Annotated in this window: 19 protein-coding genes; 4 read left to right on the top strand and 15 right to left on the bottom strand. The window is 38.9% G+C overall.

Annotated elements, in window-relative coordinates:
- Position 1: 1 nt before the first annotated feature.
- From accB to F0Q01_RS00260, 3 genes are all read right to left on the bottom strand, one after another.
- Positions 2-445, bottom strand: a complete 444-nt coding sequence (accB, locus tag F0Q01_RS00270; protein ID WP_090489627.1) for an acetyl-CoA carboxylase biotin carboxyl carrier protein — start codon at positions 443-445, stop codon at positions 2-4.
- Between the two features lie 2 nt (positions 446-447).
- Positions 448-672, bottom strand: a complete 225-nt coding sequence (gene acpP, locus F0Q01_RS00265) for an acyl carrier protein (protein ID WP_205467945.1) — start codon at positions 670-672, stop codon at positions 448-450.
- A 196-nt stretch (positions 673-868) separates the two neighbouring features.
- Positions 869-2,551, bottom strand: coding sequence for a methyl-accepting chemotaxis protein (locus F0Q01_RS00260; protein WP_163927079.1), 1,683 nt, complete (start codon positions 2,549-2,551; stop codon positions 869-871).
- A gap of 218 nt (positions 2,552-2,769) precedes the next feature.
- Between F0Q01_RS00260 and F0Q01_RS00255 the strand changes: the two genes are divergently transcribed.
- Both F0Q01_RS00255 and F0Q01_RS00250 read left to right on the top strand, forming a co-directional pair.
- Positions 2,770-3,924: an FprA family A-type flavoprotein gene (locus F0Q01_RS00255; RefSeq protein ID WP_090489623.1), complete on the top strand. Its 1,155-nt coding sequence runs from the start codon at positions 2,770-2,772 to the stop codon at positions 3,922-3,924.
- Between the two features lie 213 nt (positions 3,925-4,137).
- Entirely contained in the window at positions 4,138-5,094 is a 957-nt protein-coding gene (locus F0Q01_RS00250) for an L-lactate dehydrogenase (RefSeq protein WP_090153466.1), read from the top strand.
- Positions 5,095-5,141: 47 nt separating this feature from the next.
- On the opposite strand, the gene F0Q01_RS00245 is transcribed toward F0Q01_RS00250, so the two are convergent.
- The 3 genes from F0Q01_RS00245 to F0Q01_RS00235 form a co-directional block, all read right to left on the bottom strand.
- Positions 5,142-5,345, bottom strand: a complete 204-nt coding sequence (locus tag F0Q01_RS00245) for a hypothetical protein (RefSeq protein ID WP_143001132.1) — start codon at positions 5,343-5,345, stop codon at positions 5,142-5,144.
- A complete protein-coding gene (gene efp / locus F0Q01_RS00240; protein WP_090153462.1) occupies positions 5,345-5,902 on the bottom strand; it encodes an elongation factor P in 558 nt (185 codons plus the stop codon). Before efp ends, F0Q01_RS00245 begins: the two co-directional genes overlap by 1 nt.
- A gap of 134 nt (positions 5,903-6,036) precedes the next feature.
- Positions 6,037-6,753 carry a GH25 family lysozyme gene (locus F0Q01_RS00235; protein WP_090489799.1) on the bottom strand — a complete coding sequence of 239 codons (717 nt, stop codon included), beginning with the start codon at positions 6,751-6,753 and terminating at the stop codon, positions 6,037-6,039.
- 263 nt (positions 6,754-7,016) lie between these two features.
- Between F0Q01_RS00235 and F0Q01_RS00230 the strand changes: the two genes are divergently transcribed.
- On the top strand, positions 7,017-7,466 hold the full coding sequence (locus F0Q01_RS00230; RefSeq protein ID WP_090489622.1) for a CYTH domain-containing protein: 450 nt from the start codon (positions 7,017-7,019) through the stop codon (positions 7,464-7,466).
- 101 nt (positions 7,467-7,567) lie between these two features.
- Here F0Q01_RS00230 and F0Q01_RS00225 read toward each other — a convergent pair whose 3' ends face one another.
- From F0Q01_RS00225 to F0Q01_RS00210, 4 genes are all read right to left on the bottom strand, one after another.
- Entirely contained in the window at positions 7,568-8,569 is a 1,002-nt protein-coding gene (locus F0Q01_RS00225; protein ID WP_163927077.1) for a substrate-binding domain-containing protein, read from the bottom strand.
- Positions 8,559-10,589, bottom strand: coding sequence for a methyl-accepting chemotaxis protein (locus F0Q01_RS00220; protein ID WP_090489618.1), 2,031 nt, complete (start codon positions 10,587-10,589; stop codon positions 8,559-8,561). Before F0Q01_RS00220 ends, F0Q01_RS00225 begins: the two co-directional genes overlap by 11 nt.
- A 115-nt stretch (positions 10,590-10,704) precedes the next feature.
- Positions 10,705-10,953, bottom strand: coding sequence for a hypothetical protein (locus F0Q01_RS00215; RefSeq protein ID WP_090153454.1), 249 nt, complete (start codon positions 10,951-10,953; stop codon positions 10,705-10,707).
- Positions 10,954-10,980: 27 nt separating this feature from the next.
- Positions 10,981-11,964 carry a phosphatidylinositol-specific phospholipase C domain-containing protein gene (locus tag F0Q01_RS00210; RefSeq protein ID WP_163927075.1) on the bottom strand — a complete coding sequence of 328 codons (984 nt, stop codon included), beginning with the start codon at positions 11,962-11,964 and terminating at the stop codon, positions 10,981-10,983.
- 256 nt (positions 11,965-12,220) lie between these two features.
- Between F0Q01_RS00210 and F0Q01_RS00205 the strand changes: the two genes are divergently transcribed.
- Positions 12,221-12,481: a hypothetical protein gene (locus F0Q01_RS00205; protein ID WP_090153448.1), complete on the top strand. Its 261-nt coding sequence runs from the start codon at positions 12,221-12,223 to the stop codon at positions 12,479-12,481.
- Positions 12,482-12,485: 4 nt separating this feature from the next.
- On the opposite strand, the gene F0Q01_RS00200 is transcribed toward F0Q01_RS00205, so the two are convergent.
- From F0Q01_RS00200 to typA, 5 genes are all read right to left on the bottom strand, one after another.
- Entirely contained in the window at positions 12,486-14,093 is a 1,608-nt protein-coding gene (locus tag F0Q01_RS00200) for a GGDEF domain-containing protein (RefSeq protein WP_090489614.1), read from the bottom strand.
- Positions 14,094-14,237: 144 nt separating this feature from the next.
- Positions 14,238-14,897 (bottom strand): alpha/beta fold hydrolase, encoded by a 660-nt coding sequence (locus F0Q01_RS00195; protein ID WP_090489612.1) that lies wholly within the window; start codon positions 14,895-14,897, stop codon positions 14,238-14,240.
- Positions 14,898-14,920: 23 nt separating this feature from the next.
- Positions 14,921-15,682 carry a 4-hydroxy-tetrahydrodipicolinate reductase gene (gene dapB / locus F0Q01_RS00190; protein WP_090489610.1) on the bottom strand — a complete coding sequence of 254 codons (762 nt, stop codon included), beginning with the start codon at positions 15,680-15,682 and terminating at the stop codon, positions 14,921-14,923.
- 8 nt (positions 15,683-15,690) lie between these two features.
- Complete coding sequence (locus F0Q01_RS00185; protein WP_090489607.1) at positions 15,691-16,839, bottom strand: GGDEF domain-containing protein; 1,149 nt, start codon at positions 16,837-16,839, stop codon at positions 15,691-15,693.
- 18 nt (positions 16,840-16,857) lie between these two features.
- Positions 16,858-18,690 (bottom strand): translational GTPase TypA, encoded by a 1,833-nt coding sequence (typA, locus tag F0Q01_RS00180; RefSeq protein WP_090153437.1) that lies wholly within the window; start codon positions 18,688-18,690, stop codon positions 16,858-16,860.
- Between the last annotated feature and the right edge of the window lie 288 nt (positions 18,691-18,978).

Here is an 18,978-nt window from a genome sequence, read left to right as displayed (position 1 = left end):
ACTAATCTCCTATGAGAAATAACTGTTCTTCAAAGCCAACAACATCCTGATTCTTTACATATATTTCTTTTATGACGCCATCTCTTGGTGCTGTGATTTCGCTCATCATCTTCATGGCCTCAATCAAGCAAAGGACCTGTCCTTCTTTTACCTTATCCCCAACCTGCACATATGGCTTTTCATCTGGGGAAGGAGCAGAATAGAAAACTCCAACTAATGGAGCTTTCACTACATCGCCCTCTACCTTTTCTTCTGTCGAAATCTGTGGTGTCTCTACCGCCACCTGAGCTGACGGCTGTGGAGCTACTGTAACTGGCGCCGCCTGAACTTTTATATCAGAAGGCTTTTTTAGTTTAAGCTTGAATCCCTGGTCCTCAATTTCAAAATAGGAACTTCCGCTTGCATCAAAAGCCTTCATTAGCTCCTTAATTTCTTTTAATTCCATGATTACTTGTGTGCCTCAAGATAATTTACGATATCTGCTACAGTCTTAATCTCTGCCATAGCATCCTCATCGATTGTGATACCTGTCTTTTCTTCAACGGCAAGAGAAAGCTCTACAGCATCAAGTGAATCTGCACCAAGGTCCTCAAAAAGATTTGCCTCCATTGTTACCTTGTCAGCTGCACAGCTAAGAGTGTCAATGATTACTTCCTTTACTACTTCAAACATAATTTTCTCCTTTTCTAATTGGAATACTTAATATTTTTTAGTTAAAATATATTTAGTTAAATTTCTTTAACTAATGTTATGATACCCAACTTCAAAAACATGTCAAGGTTTTTAGTTAAAATATTTTAGATATTAATTCTCAAAAAAATCGCTAGTGCCTTTAAACACTAGCGATTCCAAATATAAAAATTTTTATTTATTTTTTAAGTTCAAATTTCTCAACCAGACCCTTAAGCGAATTTGCATGTTCATTCATCTCGTAGCTAAGAGCAAGTGACTCCTGAGATGTGGCTGCATTGTTCTGTCCAACGGACGAAATCTCGCTGATATTAGAAGACATTTCCTTAACTGAAGTAGCCTGTGAACTTGATTCATCAGCGATGGTCTTAACCTTTTCAGCAATCCCCTGAACCTGCGCTACCATTCCATTAAGCTTCTCAGCAGTTTCATTTGCAATTGTGATACCCTCTTCCACGCTCTTAAGAGATGCATTAATAAGACCCGCTGTATTTTGAGCAGCCTCCACTGTCTGTCCTGCCAGCTGTGATACCTCTGTGGCAACAACTGCAAATCCCTTACCTGCCTCACCAGCTCGAGCAGCCTCGATAGATGCATTAAGTGAAAGCAAATTGGTCTGATCTGCAATAGCGTTGATTGTATCGATAATCTTTGAGATTTCCTGAGAAGAAGCAGAGATTGCATCCATAGCATTTACAACGTCTTGCATCTTCTGATTGCCTTCTACAATATTCTGTGCAACCACTTCCACTTCCTGTGATATAGCTGTTGCATCTGATGAATTATTAGAAATCTGTTCTGTAATATCCTTAACTGTAACTGACAAATCATCTACGATATTTGCCTGTGATGTAACTGTATCAGCAAGATTCTGACCTGCACCTGCAATCTGGTTGGCACCATCAGAAACCATATCAGAAACCTCCATAATCTCTGTCATTGATTCGGAAATTTCCTTCGAGAATGTTTCTACAGCAGTCTGGATTTCTTTAAAATCTCCATCGAAATCACGTTCAAAGTTAATGTTGAAATTGCCACCTGCCATAGTAGACATAACAGCTGCAATCTCATCAATATAATAAACAAGGGATTCTACCGCAATCTTTAACTGTTTTGCGACGCGGCCAATTTCATTGTCGGCTTCATAATCAATCTCTACATGAACATTACCCTGAGCAATCTCCTCTGATGCCTTCGCAAGAATATCAAGGTCACGCTCAATACCCTTAATCATATCTGCACTTCTCTTCCTATTTATTAGGATAATGATAACTAAAGCTATCACAAGAACAATAGCTGCAACAACTACTACAACCATAATAGTCATATATTTTCCTGCAGCTGCAGACTCTGCCAGTTCACCTGTCTCATCCAAAGCATCTGCAAGGGTTTCAGCAGCCTCATTTAATGTAGAGTTGAAATATTCTACGGCTTTATCTGTTTCACCGGCTTCAACTAGGGCAAGCATTTCAAATGATGCATCCTCAAATCCCTTCCAATAGGTATCTAAGTTTGCTCCCAGTTCGGCATTATTCAAGTTAGCAGAAATGGTTCCAAAGTATCCCTCAATTTTCGGGAATCTCTTCTCCAAATCAGCCTTTTGGTCAGCTGTTACTTCAGGATCATTTGATGCCACAGCAAATAAAAGTCGCTTGTTGATGGTCTGTACGTCTTTACGAATTTCCATCTGATACTTCTCTGTTACAAACTGTACATTATAAAAGTTGTACACATTTATAAAAATAATAACAAAGAATACAATCATTATAATTGCATTGGCAAGGAACATTCGGATAGTAAAACCGGAAAACTCTCTCAAAGCTCCTGCAATTGTGCCTTTTGCGTTTCTATTGTTTTTCATAAATAAAATACCTCCAATGCCTAGACTCCCTTGTGTAATAATACACGTTGTTATAGAGTTCATTATAAAGGTAATATTCTAACAAACTGTGAACTTTCACAGATTGTTCAGACTATTCTACATATTTTTCATTATTGAATATAATTAATCACTAAGAGACTAGTGAAGAACAGGGGAATTTGATAATATATAGCTATAGCAAAAGGAGGAAATACATCATGTCAGTAACAATTTCAGATTCAATAAAGTATATTGGCTGCGACGACAAAACCATCGACTTATTTGAGAGCCAATATCCTGTTTCAAATGGAGTTTCATACAATTCCTACTTAATATTAGATGAATCAGTAGCTGTAATGGATACTGTTGATCCTAGATTTACAGAGCAGTGGCTTTCAAATCTTGAGAAAGAATTAAAGGGTAAAAAGGTTGATTACCTTGTTGTCTCTCATATGGAGCCAGACCATTCAGGTTCCATCAAGGCATTTTTAGAGAAATACCCTGATACAAAAGTTGTAGGTAATGCAAAGACATTTACAATGATGGCTCAGTTTATGGATGAGGCATTATTTGCTGATAGAAAGCATGTTGTTGCCGAGGGCGATACACTTTCTCTTGGTGAGCATGAGCTTACATTTATAATGGCTCCTATGGTTCACTGGCCAGAGGTAATGGTTGAGTACGAGTCAAAAGAAAAGATTCTATTCTCAGCTGACGGCTTTGGAAAATTTGGAGCATTAGATGTTGACGAGCCTTGGATTGATGAGGCTCGCAGATATTATCTTAATATTGTTGGAAAGTACGGCGCATCTGTACAGGCTCTCCTTAAGAAGGCAGCCGGTCTTGATATCCAAAAGATTTGCCCTCTTCACGGTCCAATTCTCACAGAGAATCTTGGCTACTATATCAACTTATATGATATTTGGAGCAGCTATAAGCCAGAGGAGGAGGGCGTTCTTATAGCTTGTGCTTCCATCCACGGTAATACAAAGCGCGCCGCTCTTAAGCTTCAGGAAAAGCTTGAGGCCAAGGGTGTAAAGACTATGTTTATTGATTTATGCCGTGAGCCTCTATCAGAGGCTGTAGCCAGAGCATTTTACTATGACAAAATGATTTGTTGTGCAAGCACATACGATGGTGGCCTCTTCCCACCTATGGAAGACTTCCTACACCACCTTCGTGCAAAGGCTTACCAGAACAGAAAGGTTGCTTTCGTTGAAAATGGAACTTGGGCTCCACAGGCTGCAAAATGCATGCAGGCAATCCTTGAGCCACTAAAAAATATCGAATTCGTAGAACCAGTGGTATCTATCAAGTCTACGCTCAATTCCGTATCAGAAGCAGCCATGGACGAAGTGGTATCTTCGTTATAATAGACACATTGTAGAGTAAGAATAGCCCGTAACTATCAAGCTCTTGGGTAATTTAGTCTAATTGTCTGTAGTTCACAAGCTCTTAGATTGCGGAGGGAATCGTGTTAGATGACCGGAGCAATACTAAGGCTTGTTGACGTAACAGACTTCAGAAACTGTAATATCCAAGGCTTGAGAGTGTAATGGGCGAGAGAAAATATAGGAGGTAAATATATGGCAGTAGAAGTAAATCACAGAAAAGTTGCTATAATTGGTGCAGGATTTGTTGGCTCCGCAACAGCTTTTGCATTGTCTCAGAGTGGTCTGTTCTCTGAGATGGTACTTATTGACGCAGACCATGACAAGGCAGAGGGCGAGGCAATGGATATTTCCCATGGCGCTCCATTTAATAAGCCTATGAAAATTTATGCAGGTGACTATGATGATGTTGCAGATGCAGCAATCGTTGTAGTAACAGCTGGCGCTGGCCAGAAGCCAGGCGAGACCAGACTTGATTTGGTTCATAAAAATGTTGGCATTTTCAAATCTATTATTCCTGAGATTGCAAAGAGAGATTTCGGTGGAATTCTCCTTATCGTAGCAAATCCAGTTGATGTACTTACACTTGCAGCTCTTAAGCTTTCTGGACTTCCAGAGGAGCGAGTTATCGGTTCAGGTACTGTGCTTGATTCAGCTAGACTTAAGACAGAGCTTGGCTTGCATCTTGGTATTGATAGCCGTTCTGTACATGCATTTATCATCGGTGAACACGGCGATAGCGAGATTGCTGCATTCTCTAGTGCAAATGTCTCTGGTATTCCACTTAATGATTTCTGCGAGATGCGTGGTCATTTCGAGCACGAGAAATCAGAGAAGGCAATTGCTGAGCGAGTTAAGAATGCCGCTTATGAAATTATCAAGAGAAAGCATGCCACATACTATGGTGTTGCTGTAGCTGTAAAACGTATTTGTGAAGTAATCGTCCGCGACGAGAAATCTATTCTTCCTGTATCTCACATGATGCATGGCGAATATGGCATCGATGGTGTATGCCTTTCAATGCCATCAGTTGTAGGTGCTGACGGACTTGAGACAAAGGTACCTATTTCTCTTGACGAAGATGAAATTAAAGCTCTGCAGGAATCTGCCAGAACTCTTAAAGAGGTTGTAGATTCAATCGATTTCAACTAAATGACATAAACTAAGGCCTTGGCAATCGCCAAGGCCTTTATTATTGATTATCTAGAAAGTCTCTCCACTATCTTATCTAATGTCTCGCGAGGTACTGTACCGTCACGATACAATTGATTAATAGTACACTCGCTTCCAATGAGAGCTGTGGCATCCAACCATGTGCCCTTTTGAAACTCTTCATCAAAAACAGCATATATTTTTCGATTTTGTAACAACTCCGAAAGTGGATATTCTCTGTAATCCATCATTATACCCTTGATAAATACTCACCTGTTCTAGTATCAATTTTGATTGTCTCACCATTCTCTACGAAAAGTGGAACGTATACTGTAGCGCCTGTCTCAACAGTAGCTGGCTTTGTAGCACCTGTAGCTGTATCACCCTTGAAACCTGGCTCTGTATCTGTAATCTGAAGCTCAACAAACATAGGTGGCTCAACTGAGAAGATTGAACCATTGTGTGAAAGCATCTTAACGATTTCATTTTCCTTAACGAACTTGAGAGCATCACCAATCTGGTCAGCTGTAAGAGCTACCTGATCATATGTCTCAACATCCATGAAGTTGTAAAGCTCACCATCATTATAAAGATACTGCATATCCTTACGATCGATACGTGCTGCTGGGAACTTCTCAGTAGGTCTGAAAGATGTCTCTGTAACACCGCCGCCCTTGATATCCTTAAGCTTTGTACGAACGAATGCTGCACCCTTACCTGGCTTAACATGCTGGAACTCGATAACCTGATAAACTTTGTTGTCCATCTCGATTGTCATACCGTTTCTAAAATCACCGGCTGTAATCATTATAAAATCCTCCTTAACAGGTATAAGACTACGCAGTCTCATACGTTTAATACTAAATTCAATTGGCTTATAGCCACACTCGTATACAATATATTACTTCAAAAATCAGATAATTTCAAGACAATTTTCTGCCACTATATTTGAGTCCCATATGACTCAAATTCTTCTTTGGTGCCATAAAATACATTCATATCTATAAATGGTTCTTCCCCCTCATATCCATTTAACCTATGACGGTTAGAATATTGCCAAAATGTCCAGTCAAGGTCCCCATCAATTTTGCCATATACACTTCTGTACCAAATATCACAATCCGAAAACTCCTGCGCCACAATGGTATTGTATGTTTCTTCACTGACATATAATACTGGATTAACCCCATATTCTTCCTTTAGAATATTAATCATATTCCGCAGCTCAGCTCTTATTTCAACCACATCAATGTCGTCTTCATTTTGGTATTTGCCATAATACTCCACATCAATTACTGGCGGTAGCATCATAGGTATTGCATCCACTGAATCAATAAAATTAGCCGCCTGCTTTTCTCCTGATGATTCAAAACTAAAGAAATGATAAGCTCCAATTCTTAAATCTGTCTCACCCGCTTCCTTCCAATTGTATTCAAAGCAAGAATCCTTAAATGTGGAGCCCTCTGTTGCTTTAATATATGCAAAATCAATATCCTGACTTGATAATGTATCCCAATCTACCTGTCCTTGATATGCCGACACATCCACACCATTCACTGGATATTTCGCCTTGCTGGGATTATTAATATGAACAATTCCCAAATATAAAAGCAATGCTAGCAAAGCAGATAGGAAAATCAGAATTATTAAAATTGCCATACCATGTTTTTTATTCAAATCTATGTCCTTTCTTTAATGGACCTAGGGGACGGGGTTAGTGGTCCATTTATTCAAGCCTCGTATATCAGCTCTTTTAAAGAATTTCCCTATTTTATCAACACATAGATTTAATTGTAACATTTAGCATTTTGGTTGTCTACAGCTACGCTGTAGGTTTTGCATTACCCCTTTCTGTTTTAGTCGTGCATCTATTCTTTGGATGTGCTACTATCTTATTATCAATTATTAATAGGGAGTTTAAAATGGAAATCGAAAGAAAATTTTTAATTAAAGACCTTCCAGATTTATCAAAATATGAATATGTAGATATTGAGCAGGGATACCTTTCTACCGAGCCTGTTGTACGTATCAGAAAGAAAAATGACAAGTACATTCTCACCTATAAGGGAAGCGGCAAGCTTGCTCGGGAAGAAATCGAAGCTGCTCTTACAGCTGAGGCTTACCAGCACCTTTTAGAGAAAATAGATGGACATCCTATAACCAAGCGCCGTTACATAATCCCATATGAGCCTTACACCATCGAGCTTGATATTTTCGAAGGCCACATGCTAGGGCTTATTATGGCTGAGGTGGAATTTCCATCTATTGAGGAGGCCAATTCATTTACGCCACCTGAATGGTTTGCCACTGATGTTACCGATGATGAGCGTTACCACAACTCAAATATGATATGGGCCAATCCATTTTTATAAATCGAATACATAAAATAGAAAGTGCCAAGGACCAGTCTTTAAGATTAGCCCTCGGCACTTATATTTTATTTAAAGCAAGAAGCAATAAATAAATTTTCTAATTACATATAATCCTTAACATTGGATGCATCTACAGGCTCGTATGGAACCCATACATAATAGCCATCTTCTGTAAGGCCTTCGATGCCCTTAGCTGTTCCCTTAGTTGCAAGTGCAATAGCTGTCTGAATAGCTGCTGCACCCTGACCAGTTGCTGACTGGTATACAGTAAATTGCATTCCGCCATCGATAATCGACTGGCATCCCTCTGTTGTAGCATCTACACCTACTACAGGGATTTTGCCTGGGTCAAGTCCTACCTCTCTCATAGCCTGGACTACACCAACGGCCATAGAATCATTGTTGCAAATTACTGCATCAAATGGCTGCTTAGTCTTAAGGAAAAGCTTGAACTCTTCTGCTGCTTTTGCAGTATCCCAATATGCTGTGTCGTTAAATACAAATGTTACATCGATTCCATTTTTCTTGTAGTATTCCTTGACTGCTGTAGTTCTAAGTCCTGCAGCTGGATGTCCTGGCTCGCCCTGGAACAATACGATATTCATGCTAGATGGCTGTCCTAGTTTGTTCCATACATATTCCGCCTGGAAGTTGCCGGCATCCTTATCGTAGCTTCCTACATACATGTATTTATCTGGCTCAAGATACTGCTCATCTGGCTGAGAATTTACAAATAAAATAGGTGTATCACCAGCTGTAACCTCAAGCTGAAGTGCTGTTGTAGCATCTACTGGATTACAAATGATTGCATCATATCCCGCATCAACCGCCTGCTTAATCTGAGCAACCTGCTCATCTACAGAGCCACATTCCGCGCCTACATCAACAGTTACCCCTGCTTCCTTACCGCCTTCTACTACGGCATCCTGAAGCATCCCCTTAAAGGTATCAAGTGTAAGTGTCGAGAAGAATATCTTCATTCCCTTTGCCGAACCACCACCTGAACCTGAACTGCTATTTCCGCAGCCTGTAAGGGTCATTCCGATAACCATAACCCCTGCAACAAGAAGGGCCGCTATCTTTTTAAGTCTATTATTCATCATAATCGGTATCCTCCTTAACAATCTTAAACTGCTGAACATAACCTGTAAGTGTCTGGCTTGTATTTGCAAGCTGATGTGAATTATCAGCTACATCCTGGCTACTCTGAGTGATTGCCTGTGCCTGCTCAACCATGTTCTTAGATGTCTCAAGGATTTCATCTGCCGAAGCTGCCTGTTCTTCAGAAATAGCAGCAACGTTAGTAGATACCTCGTCAACCTTATTGATGTCTGCAATCATTTCTTTGATTACATCACTTGTACTCTCAATATTTTCAAAAATCTTGTCAAAAGTTGTAACTGCTGCATCAATCAATTCGCCGTTGGCCTCGATACTCTTGGCACTGGCGTCTGCCTGAGAAACAACCTTTTCAATCTGATCTCGAACCTGATTAATCAAATCAGAAATGCTCTGGGCACTCTCTGCTGAATGCTTAGCAAGTCCACCGATTTCAGAAGCAACAACTGCAAATCCCTTACCAGCTTCACCGGCACGGGCTGCCTCAATAGAGGCATTAAGTGAAAGAAGATTGGTCTCTTCAGCGATTTCAGAAATCATACCAACGATATTGGTGATTTCCTCAGATGCCTGACCTACCTTTTCAACTGAAGCAACAAGCTCTTGGTTGGCAGCTTGAATCTCTCCCATAGCAACTGAGAGTTTCTCCATATCTGCTCTACCGCTCTTAGAAATCTCAACTGTCTCAGCCATTCTCTCTGATGCTGTATCTGAATTGGCCTTTGTATCAGAAACAACCATTGCAAGTGTTGTGGCATTTTCAGCGATTTCATTAACCGCTATAGCAAGCTGATCAACTGTCTGATTCAAGTTAACCATTGCGCTCTCCTGAGACTGAGATGCATCAAACATCACTCGGCTTACCTGATCCGAATTATCGGATTCTTCTTTAAGCTTTTCAGACTCATCATTGATACTTGAAAGCATATCTCGCATCAGTCCAACAAACTTTCCAACCTGCTGTCCCATCACGCCGATCTCATCATTAGATGTATTCTTGACCTCTATTGTAAAGTCACCAGATGACATTGCGTGAATGTTTTCTGTGATGTATGAAAGTGGCTTAATAACACGGCCAATAATTGCGCTAACAAGAATAACAATAAGTATAGTTGCAACCACACCTATAATAAGAAGAATTGTAATAAGCTGTGTTACATTGGCAAGAATTACACTGTTTTCAATATATGAAACAAGGAGCCAGTCTGTACCCTTGATTTCCTTAAAGGCTACAGTGTACTGTCCTAAATTTGTTGTGCTGTAATCACTTGATATGATTGCATTGTATGTTCCATCCATTACAGGTCGGCCTAAGCTTCCTGTCAAAGTTGTAGAAACTAGGCTACTGTCACGATGCGCAAGAACCATCATATCATTTCTATCCACAAGGAAGGAATTGGCATTCTTCATTTTTACACCAGAGTTTACAATGATAGAAATCTTGCCGAGAGTAACGTCTGCTGCTACGACTTTAATCTCATCACTTCCATCATTCAAAATACCTGATGCCGAAATAACATATTCCCCTTCATCATTTTTATATGGCTCACCGTATGCCATATTAATACGTGAAAGGCCTTCTTTGTACCACTGCTGGTCAGTTGGATTGGTAATAGATAAATCTGTGCCTCTACCTGTATAGACCTTACCTGACTGAGTGGCAATATACACACCATTTGGCGCATTGCTATTAGAACCTACAAAGGTAGTAAGCACCTCTTCATAGTAGGTCTCATCAAGATCCATACCCTCAAGTGAAGCCTTGATTGTACTGAAATTCTCCAAGTTCTGTTCAAGCCATGCATAAATATTATCTGCCTGGTTGGTAATAGAACTTTCAAGCTCGTTGCGAGCCATTTCTTCCAGTCTGCTTTTAGAAAGAAATGAAGATATTGCTACCAATATGATAATTGTAACAACAACTGCTGGCACGATAAACAAAAGCAGTTTATCCTTAATCTTTTTAGTCTTAGTGCCTTTAGGACTTTTCTCTGTTTTCGCCATTTCCCCTCCTAATGTCTGTAATATAACCCAAGTCTAAACTTATGGGAAAATTTTACCATCTAAATATGTAGCAATTGTTATCAAAAGGCGTTTTTTCGCATTATTGAGAAAATATTTATCTTCTTAAGCGCAATGTTTCGTATTTTGCTCTAGTTTTAACGCAGACCTTTAATTCCTGCACTCTGCTCTCTATATCCCCATCCTCAATAACACAGTCGATAGATGAGGCCATATTGTCAATTAACAAATTGTCAAAATCCATAATCGGTGTAGCAACCAATATCTTGTATTTTTCCTCAAAATCATCTGTATCCAAGAATTCTAACAGAATTGGATTAACCTGCTCTTCTTCAAAATTACTCATACTATGTCCTCCTTTAATCCTCTTTTATTAGAATGAATTTGTTAAATATATTCTTCTAGCTAATTCAGCATCGCCGAAATCAACTATAATAATACCGTAGCTTGTATTTTCTTTAAAAGAATAATCCATAAGCAGACCGTTAAGGCTGTTAGCATATCCTTTAGGATGTCCTATTTTTCCATCACCACTTGTGCTGACAAAATTTAAAAACCATGTATCCTCGTCTGCTTCGCAGTTTTCTAAGCCATCAACTACCGCCTCATATTTGTCCTCAACTGAGTATTTATATCTATCCTGAACCCAATATCTGAATTCGTCATTTACATATAATTCGTATGGGATATCCACTGGGGTCTTGTTGTCCTGCTCAGCCCAGATCATATTAAGTCCCGTCAATCCAGTACCTGCTATATCATCAAATCTAGTGGCAAGCACCGCCCTACCTCTGGCCTCACCTAAAGTAGGTATATATTCTTCTGTAAACCAATAATCCTTGTTGGATGTAATCTCCTGATTTAGAAGCTTTTGAATCTCTTTTACATTAACCTCATCATCTTCTATTTTAAAATTTACAATTACTGTCTCATCATTATATTTCTGTAAAAATGTGTAGATATCTTTTGTCACATCCTCCAGATGAAGATAATCGGAAAATAGCCCTCCATCAACATGACAATTAGCAAAATTATGAACTAGCTTAATGCTGTGTTCCTTTTGGCTCTTATCAAGGGCAATTCTAAGATCCAAGTATCTATATCCATTGTCCAGCTGCTCATAAATACTTGTATCCTGACATCTCATTACGTAGCCAAGCATAACATATCTAGCTGCACTGTCGTGGGTACCTGGTATGGTAATCTCAGACAAATAGGTGTCATCAGACAAGGACTCCATCCATCTGCTAGGATCATAATAGCCAGGCTGCATCCCCTGACCATCCACTTCATCTCCGCCATTATTGTCATCACTAACAAATACCTGCACTAAAATCACAGATATTATAAGTATCATAATGCCGCAAATTATTCTAAAAAATCGCCCCTTGCTCATATTGCCCCCTTTACATTTTATAAAAATATTTTAACATTCTTCCCTATCATTGTCTTTTAGTTTATCTACTAATTCAAAACTAAAATCATTGAATATTTCTATTCTCCCTTTCTTTTTATTTATGTTAAAATCTTATTTGTGGTTTTTATTTTATGAGAATCAGAATTTCATAAGAGGTTACTAAGACCTAATTTTACATATCAAATAGAGGTTTATAATGATAGAACGCAAAAGACTATTATCACTTGGATACTATAAAAAAGCTCCCTCTTTTACCGGGAGCGACAAAAATAAATGTTATAAAATAGAAAAAATCCATCCAGAAGAGACTGATGAAGATCTCTTTCAGGCCACCATCTGGCCTGGTCCCTACAGCTCCGAGAACACTCCCGATGAGGTAAAGCAGAAAAACACTGCTCCATTCACCGAGGAGGGTCTTCAGGAATTAGTGGACTGGATGAATCAAATTGATATCTAAATTCTTAAGAGCTGGCCTTTTTGCTGGCTCTTTTATTTGCATACATAGCACTATCAGCTCGCTTAACAACTGAGCGTAAATTACTATCTATAGAAGGAGCGTAGCTTGCAAATCCAATCGCTACTCCTATGTTAAATTTATAATCTCCTTCAACATTTTCAGTGTAAACCTTTGCAAGGAAAAGCTTCTTAAGTCTTTCTATATTAATATCCTTGCCTGATGGGATGATACAGCAGAATTCATCTCCACCTGTACGATAGCAATCACCATATTTTCCAAATGTACTGCTGAATATATCAGCAACAACTGTAATATACTCATCACCAACATCATGACCATGCGTATCGTTGCATTCCTTCAATCCATTAGCATCTGCAACAATAGCTACCAAATCTTCCAACTCACCATTAGAATTAGCATAAGTTTCAAATGCATTTCTATTTAAAAGACCTGTCATGCTGTCTGTAAGTGCAAATAACTCAAGCTGCTTTGCTCGGCGCCCCTTTTCAATGAACTCGTATGTACCCTTTAACAAATCCCAAGCCAAGAGTACAAGGAACACAAGGAATAAATATCTGCCAAGCTGATCTGAATCACCAATTCGCTTGTAATAAGAAACAATATCAAATATAACGCCAAAAGCAAATAGTGTCAGACCAACCACACATACCTCCACGCGTCTTGTGTAGTTTTTATTAATCATCTTAATTACAACACCCACAACCACGTAAATGGTAGCAATAAATATCATTAGGTGAACATATGGTAAAGTCTCTCTATATTCTGCTATCTTTGTAAAATGCAAGAACGAAAGCACTATTAATTCCAGGCTAGACATAGTAATTATTATGTTCTTAATCCATTCATTTTTAAACTTCAGATAGCAATGGAAAAACAGCACAAAAGGCGGGATAACAAACATAAGACATAAGTAAGGAACCACCACTTCAACAATCTTGTTTTTGAAAATCAAAGTGATTACATCTGTCTCCATGAATGTCCAAAGTCCAATGAACAAAGCAAAGTATCCAAGATATATAAGTTCCTCGCCGATTTCCAGCTTCTTTTTCATAAAATGATAATAAACAATCAATGAAATGCTTATTACAAGAATAAGCATACTTGCAACAAATCGAGGCATGGACTTAACCATGATGTCATTGTACATATTGTATGAAGACCCTACTTGAAATAGGATTTCATCATCTGCCACCACGTCATAAATAGGTGTGACAATAACAGCGATATTAGTCATACGCTCATTAATATCAACAAAATGATAAGCAGAGCCTGTAGATGAAGACCAAATACCGCCTGTCTTGGTAAATGAATAAATCATATTACCGCCATTATAAACTTCTACCTTTTTGTGGGATGTATAGAACATAAAGCCAGAATATTTATAATCTAGCTTTCTGAGATCAAATAGATACTCCGTAGAACCATCATCTAATTTAACAACAGCATATGGCTCAATATCTTTTGTAAATGCATCTGTTGTATATCGTGAAATAGTAAAAAGATAGCAAACTATAACAGCTGCTAAGCAAATACCTATTAATGCTTTATTCAGTTTATCACAATAACAGGTCTTCTTAGCACCCTTTGCCATAAATGTACTCCAAATCGCCAATAAATCGTTATATCTAAAATGTTATATTTAATGCATTCACAGTTTTATAACATTTATATAGATATTAACATGGTTCATGGAATATAGCAATAGAATCAGCCACTTTTCGTTAACTTTTTAACACTAATTGCAAATGAATCCCTTTATATAACTATACAATTTGTCAGTTCCTACAATATAGCTAAAGTGATTCTCATCTGGCAAAATCTGAAGTTGTGCATCTGGTATATATTTTGCAATTTTTACCGTCTCTTTTTCTTTGATGCAATCCTTCTCTCCTGCAAATATCATAGCAGGAACTGATATCCTACTCAGTTCTGACGTGGAAATATCAGGCTCAGTAATCATCATAAGAGTCCGTAGATCACCTGTCTTTTTGTATTCTTTTTTCATTTCCCTGAAATCCCTATGGTGGATTCCATCTGGTGTAAGATTAGCTCCGCAGCAAACTATTCCTGAAAGTAAAGAGCTTGCCTTTATAGCTACTAATAAAGCAATAATTCCTCCATCAGAAAATCCAATAAGATATGGCTTTTCAATATCGAGAGCATTGATAAGATTGATTACATCCTCCGCCATATCCTTATAGTGGTATTCCTTTGGAGTAGCGCTTTCTCCATAACCTCTTGAATCCATTGCATATACTGTATGATAATTGCTCATCGTCTCTGCCAATGCATCAAAAGTATGATGGTCGCCCTTATTTCCATGTATAAGAATAACCGGCGAACCCTCGCCGGTCTTTTCATAGCATATTACTTGTGAGTTAAGCTGAATATACATATTGTCCCCTTATTTATCAGTTATTATTTGTTGCTGATAACCTTCTTCATGTCATAAAGTCCTGCTGGCTGTCCTACAATATACTTAGCAGCTTCAACAGCGCCCTTAGCAAATACGCTCTTTGAATAAGCTGTGTGCTTGATTGTAATAACCTCATCAAGACCTGCAAAAATAACTTCGTGCTCGCCTACGATATTACCGCCGCGAACTGCTGAGATACCAATTTCCTTAACTGGTCTCTTCTCACGTCTATCAGCTCTACCATAGCAATACTCATATTCATTTCCGAGAGCCTCATTACAAGCATCTGCAAGTGCAAGAGCTGTTCCACTTGGAGCATCAAGCTTTTGATTATGATGCTTCTCAACTATTTCGATATCAAATCCTGCATCAGCAAATACCTTAGTTGCCTTTTTGCATAAATCAAATAATGTATTAATACCAAGAGACATGTTAGCGGAACGAAGTACTGGAACTGATTTACAAGCTTCATCAACGTGCTTGAGCATATCGTCAGTCAATCCAGTTGTGCAAAGAATAACAGGCTTGTTATTAGCTACACAGTAATCAAGTAATCCATCGATTGCTGCTACATTTGAAAAATCAATGATAGCATCAAAGTTTTCCTTAACCTCAGCAATAGAGTCGTAAACAGGATAGCTGTTATCGATTCCCTTGAACTTATCTACACCTGCAACTATCTCAACATCTGCATCAGCAGCACAAATGTCAGTAATAACTCGTCCCATATGGCCATTACAGCCGTGCATAACTACTCTTGTCATTGTTCACCTCAACCTAAAAAGCTAATATTGTTAGTAAATGTCTCAAGCCTGCTTTCAAACTCATCACTTCTAGAATGACTTCGCTTGCTCTTGCTAGCTTTATAAGCACTTTTATCCTCATACATCGCCTTGTCTGCTCTCACAACTGCTGCATCAAAATCATCTCCCGGCTTATAAGGATAGATTCCAAATGAACAAGTATAAGGTGTCTCAGTAAGCTTTTCTTTTACAAGCTCAACAAGCTCCTTTGCCTCATCCTCCGTAGCCTTAATGCCAAGAATCATAAACTCATCTCCTCCTGTACGGTAAAGGATGAATTTGTTAGTCTTTACACTTCGAACTACTTCTGCAAAAGTAAGTAGCGCAATATCTCCCGCCTTGTGACCATAATTATCATTGATAAGCTTCAGATCATTAAGATCCATAGAGATAATCATCATGTCCAGCTTGGAATATCTATTGGCATCAGAATAAAAGCATCTTCTCTTGTAGCATCTAGATACAGAATCTACATTGTATCTCTCTGCATATATATAAATATATAGGAATACAACGCCGACAATGCTTGATTCCATTGTGCAATTTGGGAATATTTTTTCTTCTTCTAGGATGACTCCCACACACACTGCAAAAAGCATAAATAGAATCACTGTGGCATCATTTTGATATCCATCAAACCATTTATGTATGCACGCTAAAAGTGTGACCACAATATAAGAAGCAGCCTGTATGAAAATAATATTTCCAATTGGTCCTCTTATAAATTGATTGTCAGCAGTAAAGGAATAAATCCTACTGCTAAACGGAGCTAAGCATACCACTACACTAGCGATAACAAATGGTATTAACAGCAATTTTTTATTAAGATTTGTGTGATCTCTAATGATTATTAGAAGCACAAAATACTCCGACAGCCCCTGAGTAATGTACTTTACATTTTTAACCAAATAGCGTATAGCTAGTGGCTCAGCCAATGTATCAAGATACATATCTACAGCAGCGGCTGCAAGAGAAATCATTACCGCAACGACCAACTTAATAAATTGTGTCCTTAACTTTGGGTCAAATGATCGCATAGCGATAATAAACAGTAGCATGCCCACACATGTGAGAAATCCAATGTATGTGCCGCCATCAATCCCCAATACATTTTCCATGCAATTCCCCCTGAATTACTACTTGCGAATACCTGCTCTCTTTCTCATAAGAGGATCAAGGATTCTCTTTCTGATTCTGAGTGACTCCGGTGTTACCTCCAAAAGCTCATCTACATCGATAAAGTCAAGAGCCTGCTCCAAGCTAAGAATTCTAGGTGGAACAAGTGTAAGCGCCTCATCTGCTGAAGATGAACGTGTATTTGTAAGGTGCTTCTTCTTGCATACATTAAGCTCGATATCTTCTGCACGTGAGCTCTGACCAATAACCATTCCTGAGTAAACCTTCTCGCCTGGTCCAATGAAAAGTGTACCACGCTCCTGAGCTGAGAAAAGTCCGTAAGTTACTGATTCACCAGTCTCAAATGCAATAAGAGATCCCTGTTTACGATAAGCAATGTCGCCCTTATAAATCTCATATCCGTCGAAAATTGTATTGATTATACCATTTCCTTTTGTATCTGTCATGAATTCTCCACGATATCCAATAAGACCACGTGAAGGAATCTTGAACTCAATTCGTGTAAAGCCACCAGTAATTGGTGTCATATTCTGAAGCTCGCCCTTTCTCTGAGAAAGCTTTTCGATAACTGCTCCTGTAAATTCATCTGGAACATCTACATAAGCACGCTCCATTGGCTCAAGCTTGTGGCCCTTCTCATCTGTCTTGTAAAGAACCTCAGCCTTTGATACAGCAAACTCAAATCCTTCACGACGCATGTTCTCAATAAGAACTGAAAGGTGAAGCTCACCACGTCCTGAAACCTTGAGAGAATCAGGAGAATCTGTATCCTCTACTCTAAGTGAAACGTCTGTATTTAACTCTTTCATAAGACGCTCTCTAATGTGACGTGAAGTAACGTACTTACCTTCCTGACCAGCAAGTGGGCTATCATTTACAATGAAATTCATTGAAATGGTAGGCTCAGAAATCTTCTGGAATGGGATAGGATTTGGAGCATCTACTGCGCAAATTGTATCACCGATATGAATATCAGCAATACCTGAAATAGCAACGATTGAACCAATATTAGCCTCGTTAACATCTACTTTTTCAAGTCCATCATATTCAAAAAGCTTTGAAATGCGGACCTTATTATTCTTCTCTGGGTCATGAGCATTGACAACTACCGCATCCTGGTTCACCTTGATAGAACCATTCTCTACCTTACCGATACCAATACGACCTACGTACTCGTTGTAGTCGATTGTAGAGATAAGCACCTGTGTAGGAGCCTCTGGATCACCAGTTGGAGCTGGAATGTAATCGATGATAGTCTCAAATAAAGCTGTCATGTCCTTGTGCTCATCGCTTAAGTTCTTAATGGCAAAGCCTTCCTTAGCGCTGGCATAAATAAATGGGCAATCAAGCTGCTCATCAGAAGCATCAAGATCCATGAAAAGCTCTAATACTTCATCGATAACCTCATCAGGTCTAGCCTCTGGTCTATCAATTTTGTTAATACATACAATAACTGGTAAATCAAGGTCAAGAGCCTTCATAAGAACGAATTTTGTCTGTGGCATTGCACCTTCGAATGCATCTACTACAAGAACAACACCGTTAACCATCTTAAGAACACGCTCTACCTCGCCACCGAAATCAGCATGACCTGGTGTATCAATAATATTAATCTTAGTATCCTTATAATATACAGCTGTATTCTTTGAAAGAATTGTAATACCACGCTCACGCTCAATATCATTTGAGTCCATGACACGCTCTGCAACTTCCTGATTCTCTCTGAATACACCCGACTGCTTTAAAAGCTCATCAACAAGTGTGGTTTTACCATGATCTACATGGGCGATAATCGCAATATTTCTAATATCTTCTCTACTCTGAACTGCCATAATAATCTCTTTCTACTGCAAAACTTTAGTTACAGTAAAAACCCCAAAACCGCTGGTTACGCCTACAAGCCTTTGTATTTCTCCGCTCAACAACAGGTTTCGCTTGAGAAATCAAAGAGCTTGTTGTCTACCAGCTCATATATAATACAGCGGCATCACTGTCTTGGCAAGCGCGAGCAAGAGGGCCCCATGGGCGCAACAGAGGGGACCCACGCCGGCGGGGAGTTTCTGTTGCGACCAATGGGAGTTGACTTGCGGGAGCATGTAAAACTAGGATGCCGCTTTAAA

The sequence above is a fragment of the Pseudobutyrivibrio xylanivorans genome (assembly GCF_010906925.1).
GTDB lineage: Bacteria > Bacillota > Clostridia > Lachnospirales > Lachnospiraceae > Pseudobutyrivibrio.
The sequence above is the reverse complement of the archived record's forward strand: the minus strand, read 5'-3'. Positions and strand labels throughout refer to the sequence as shown.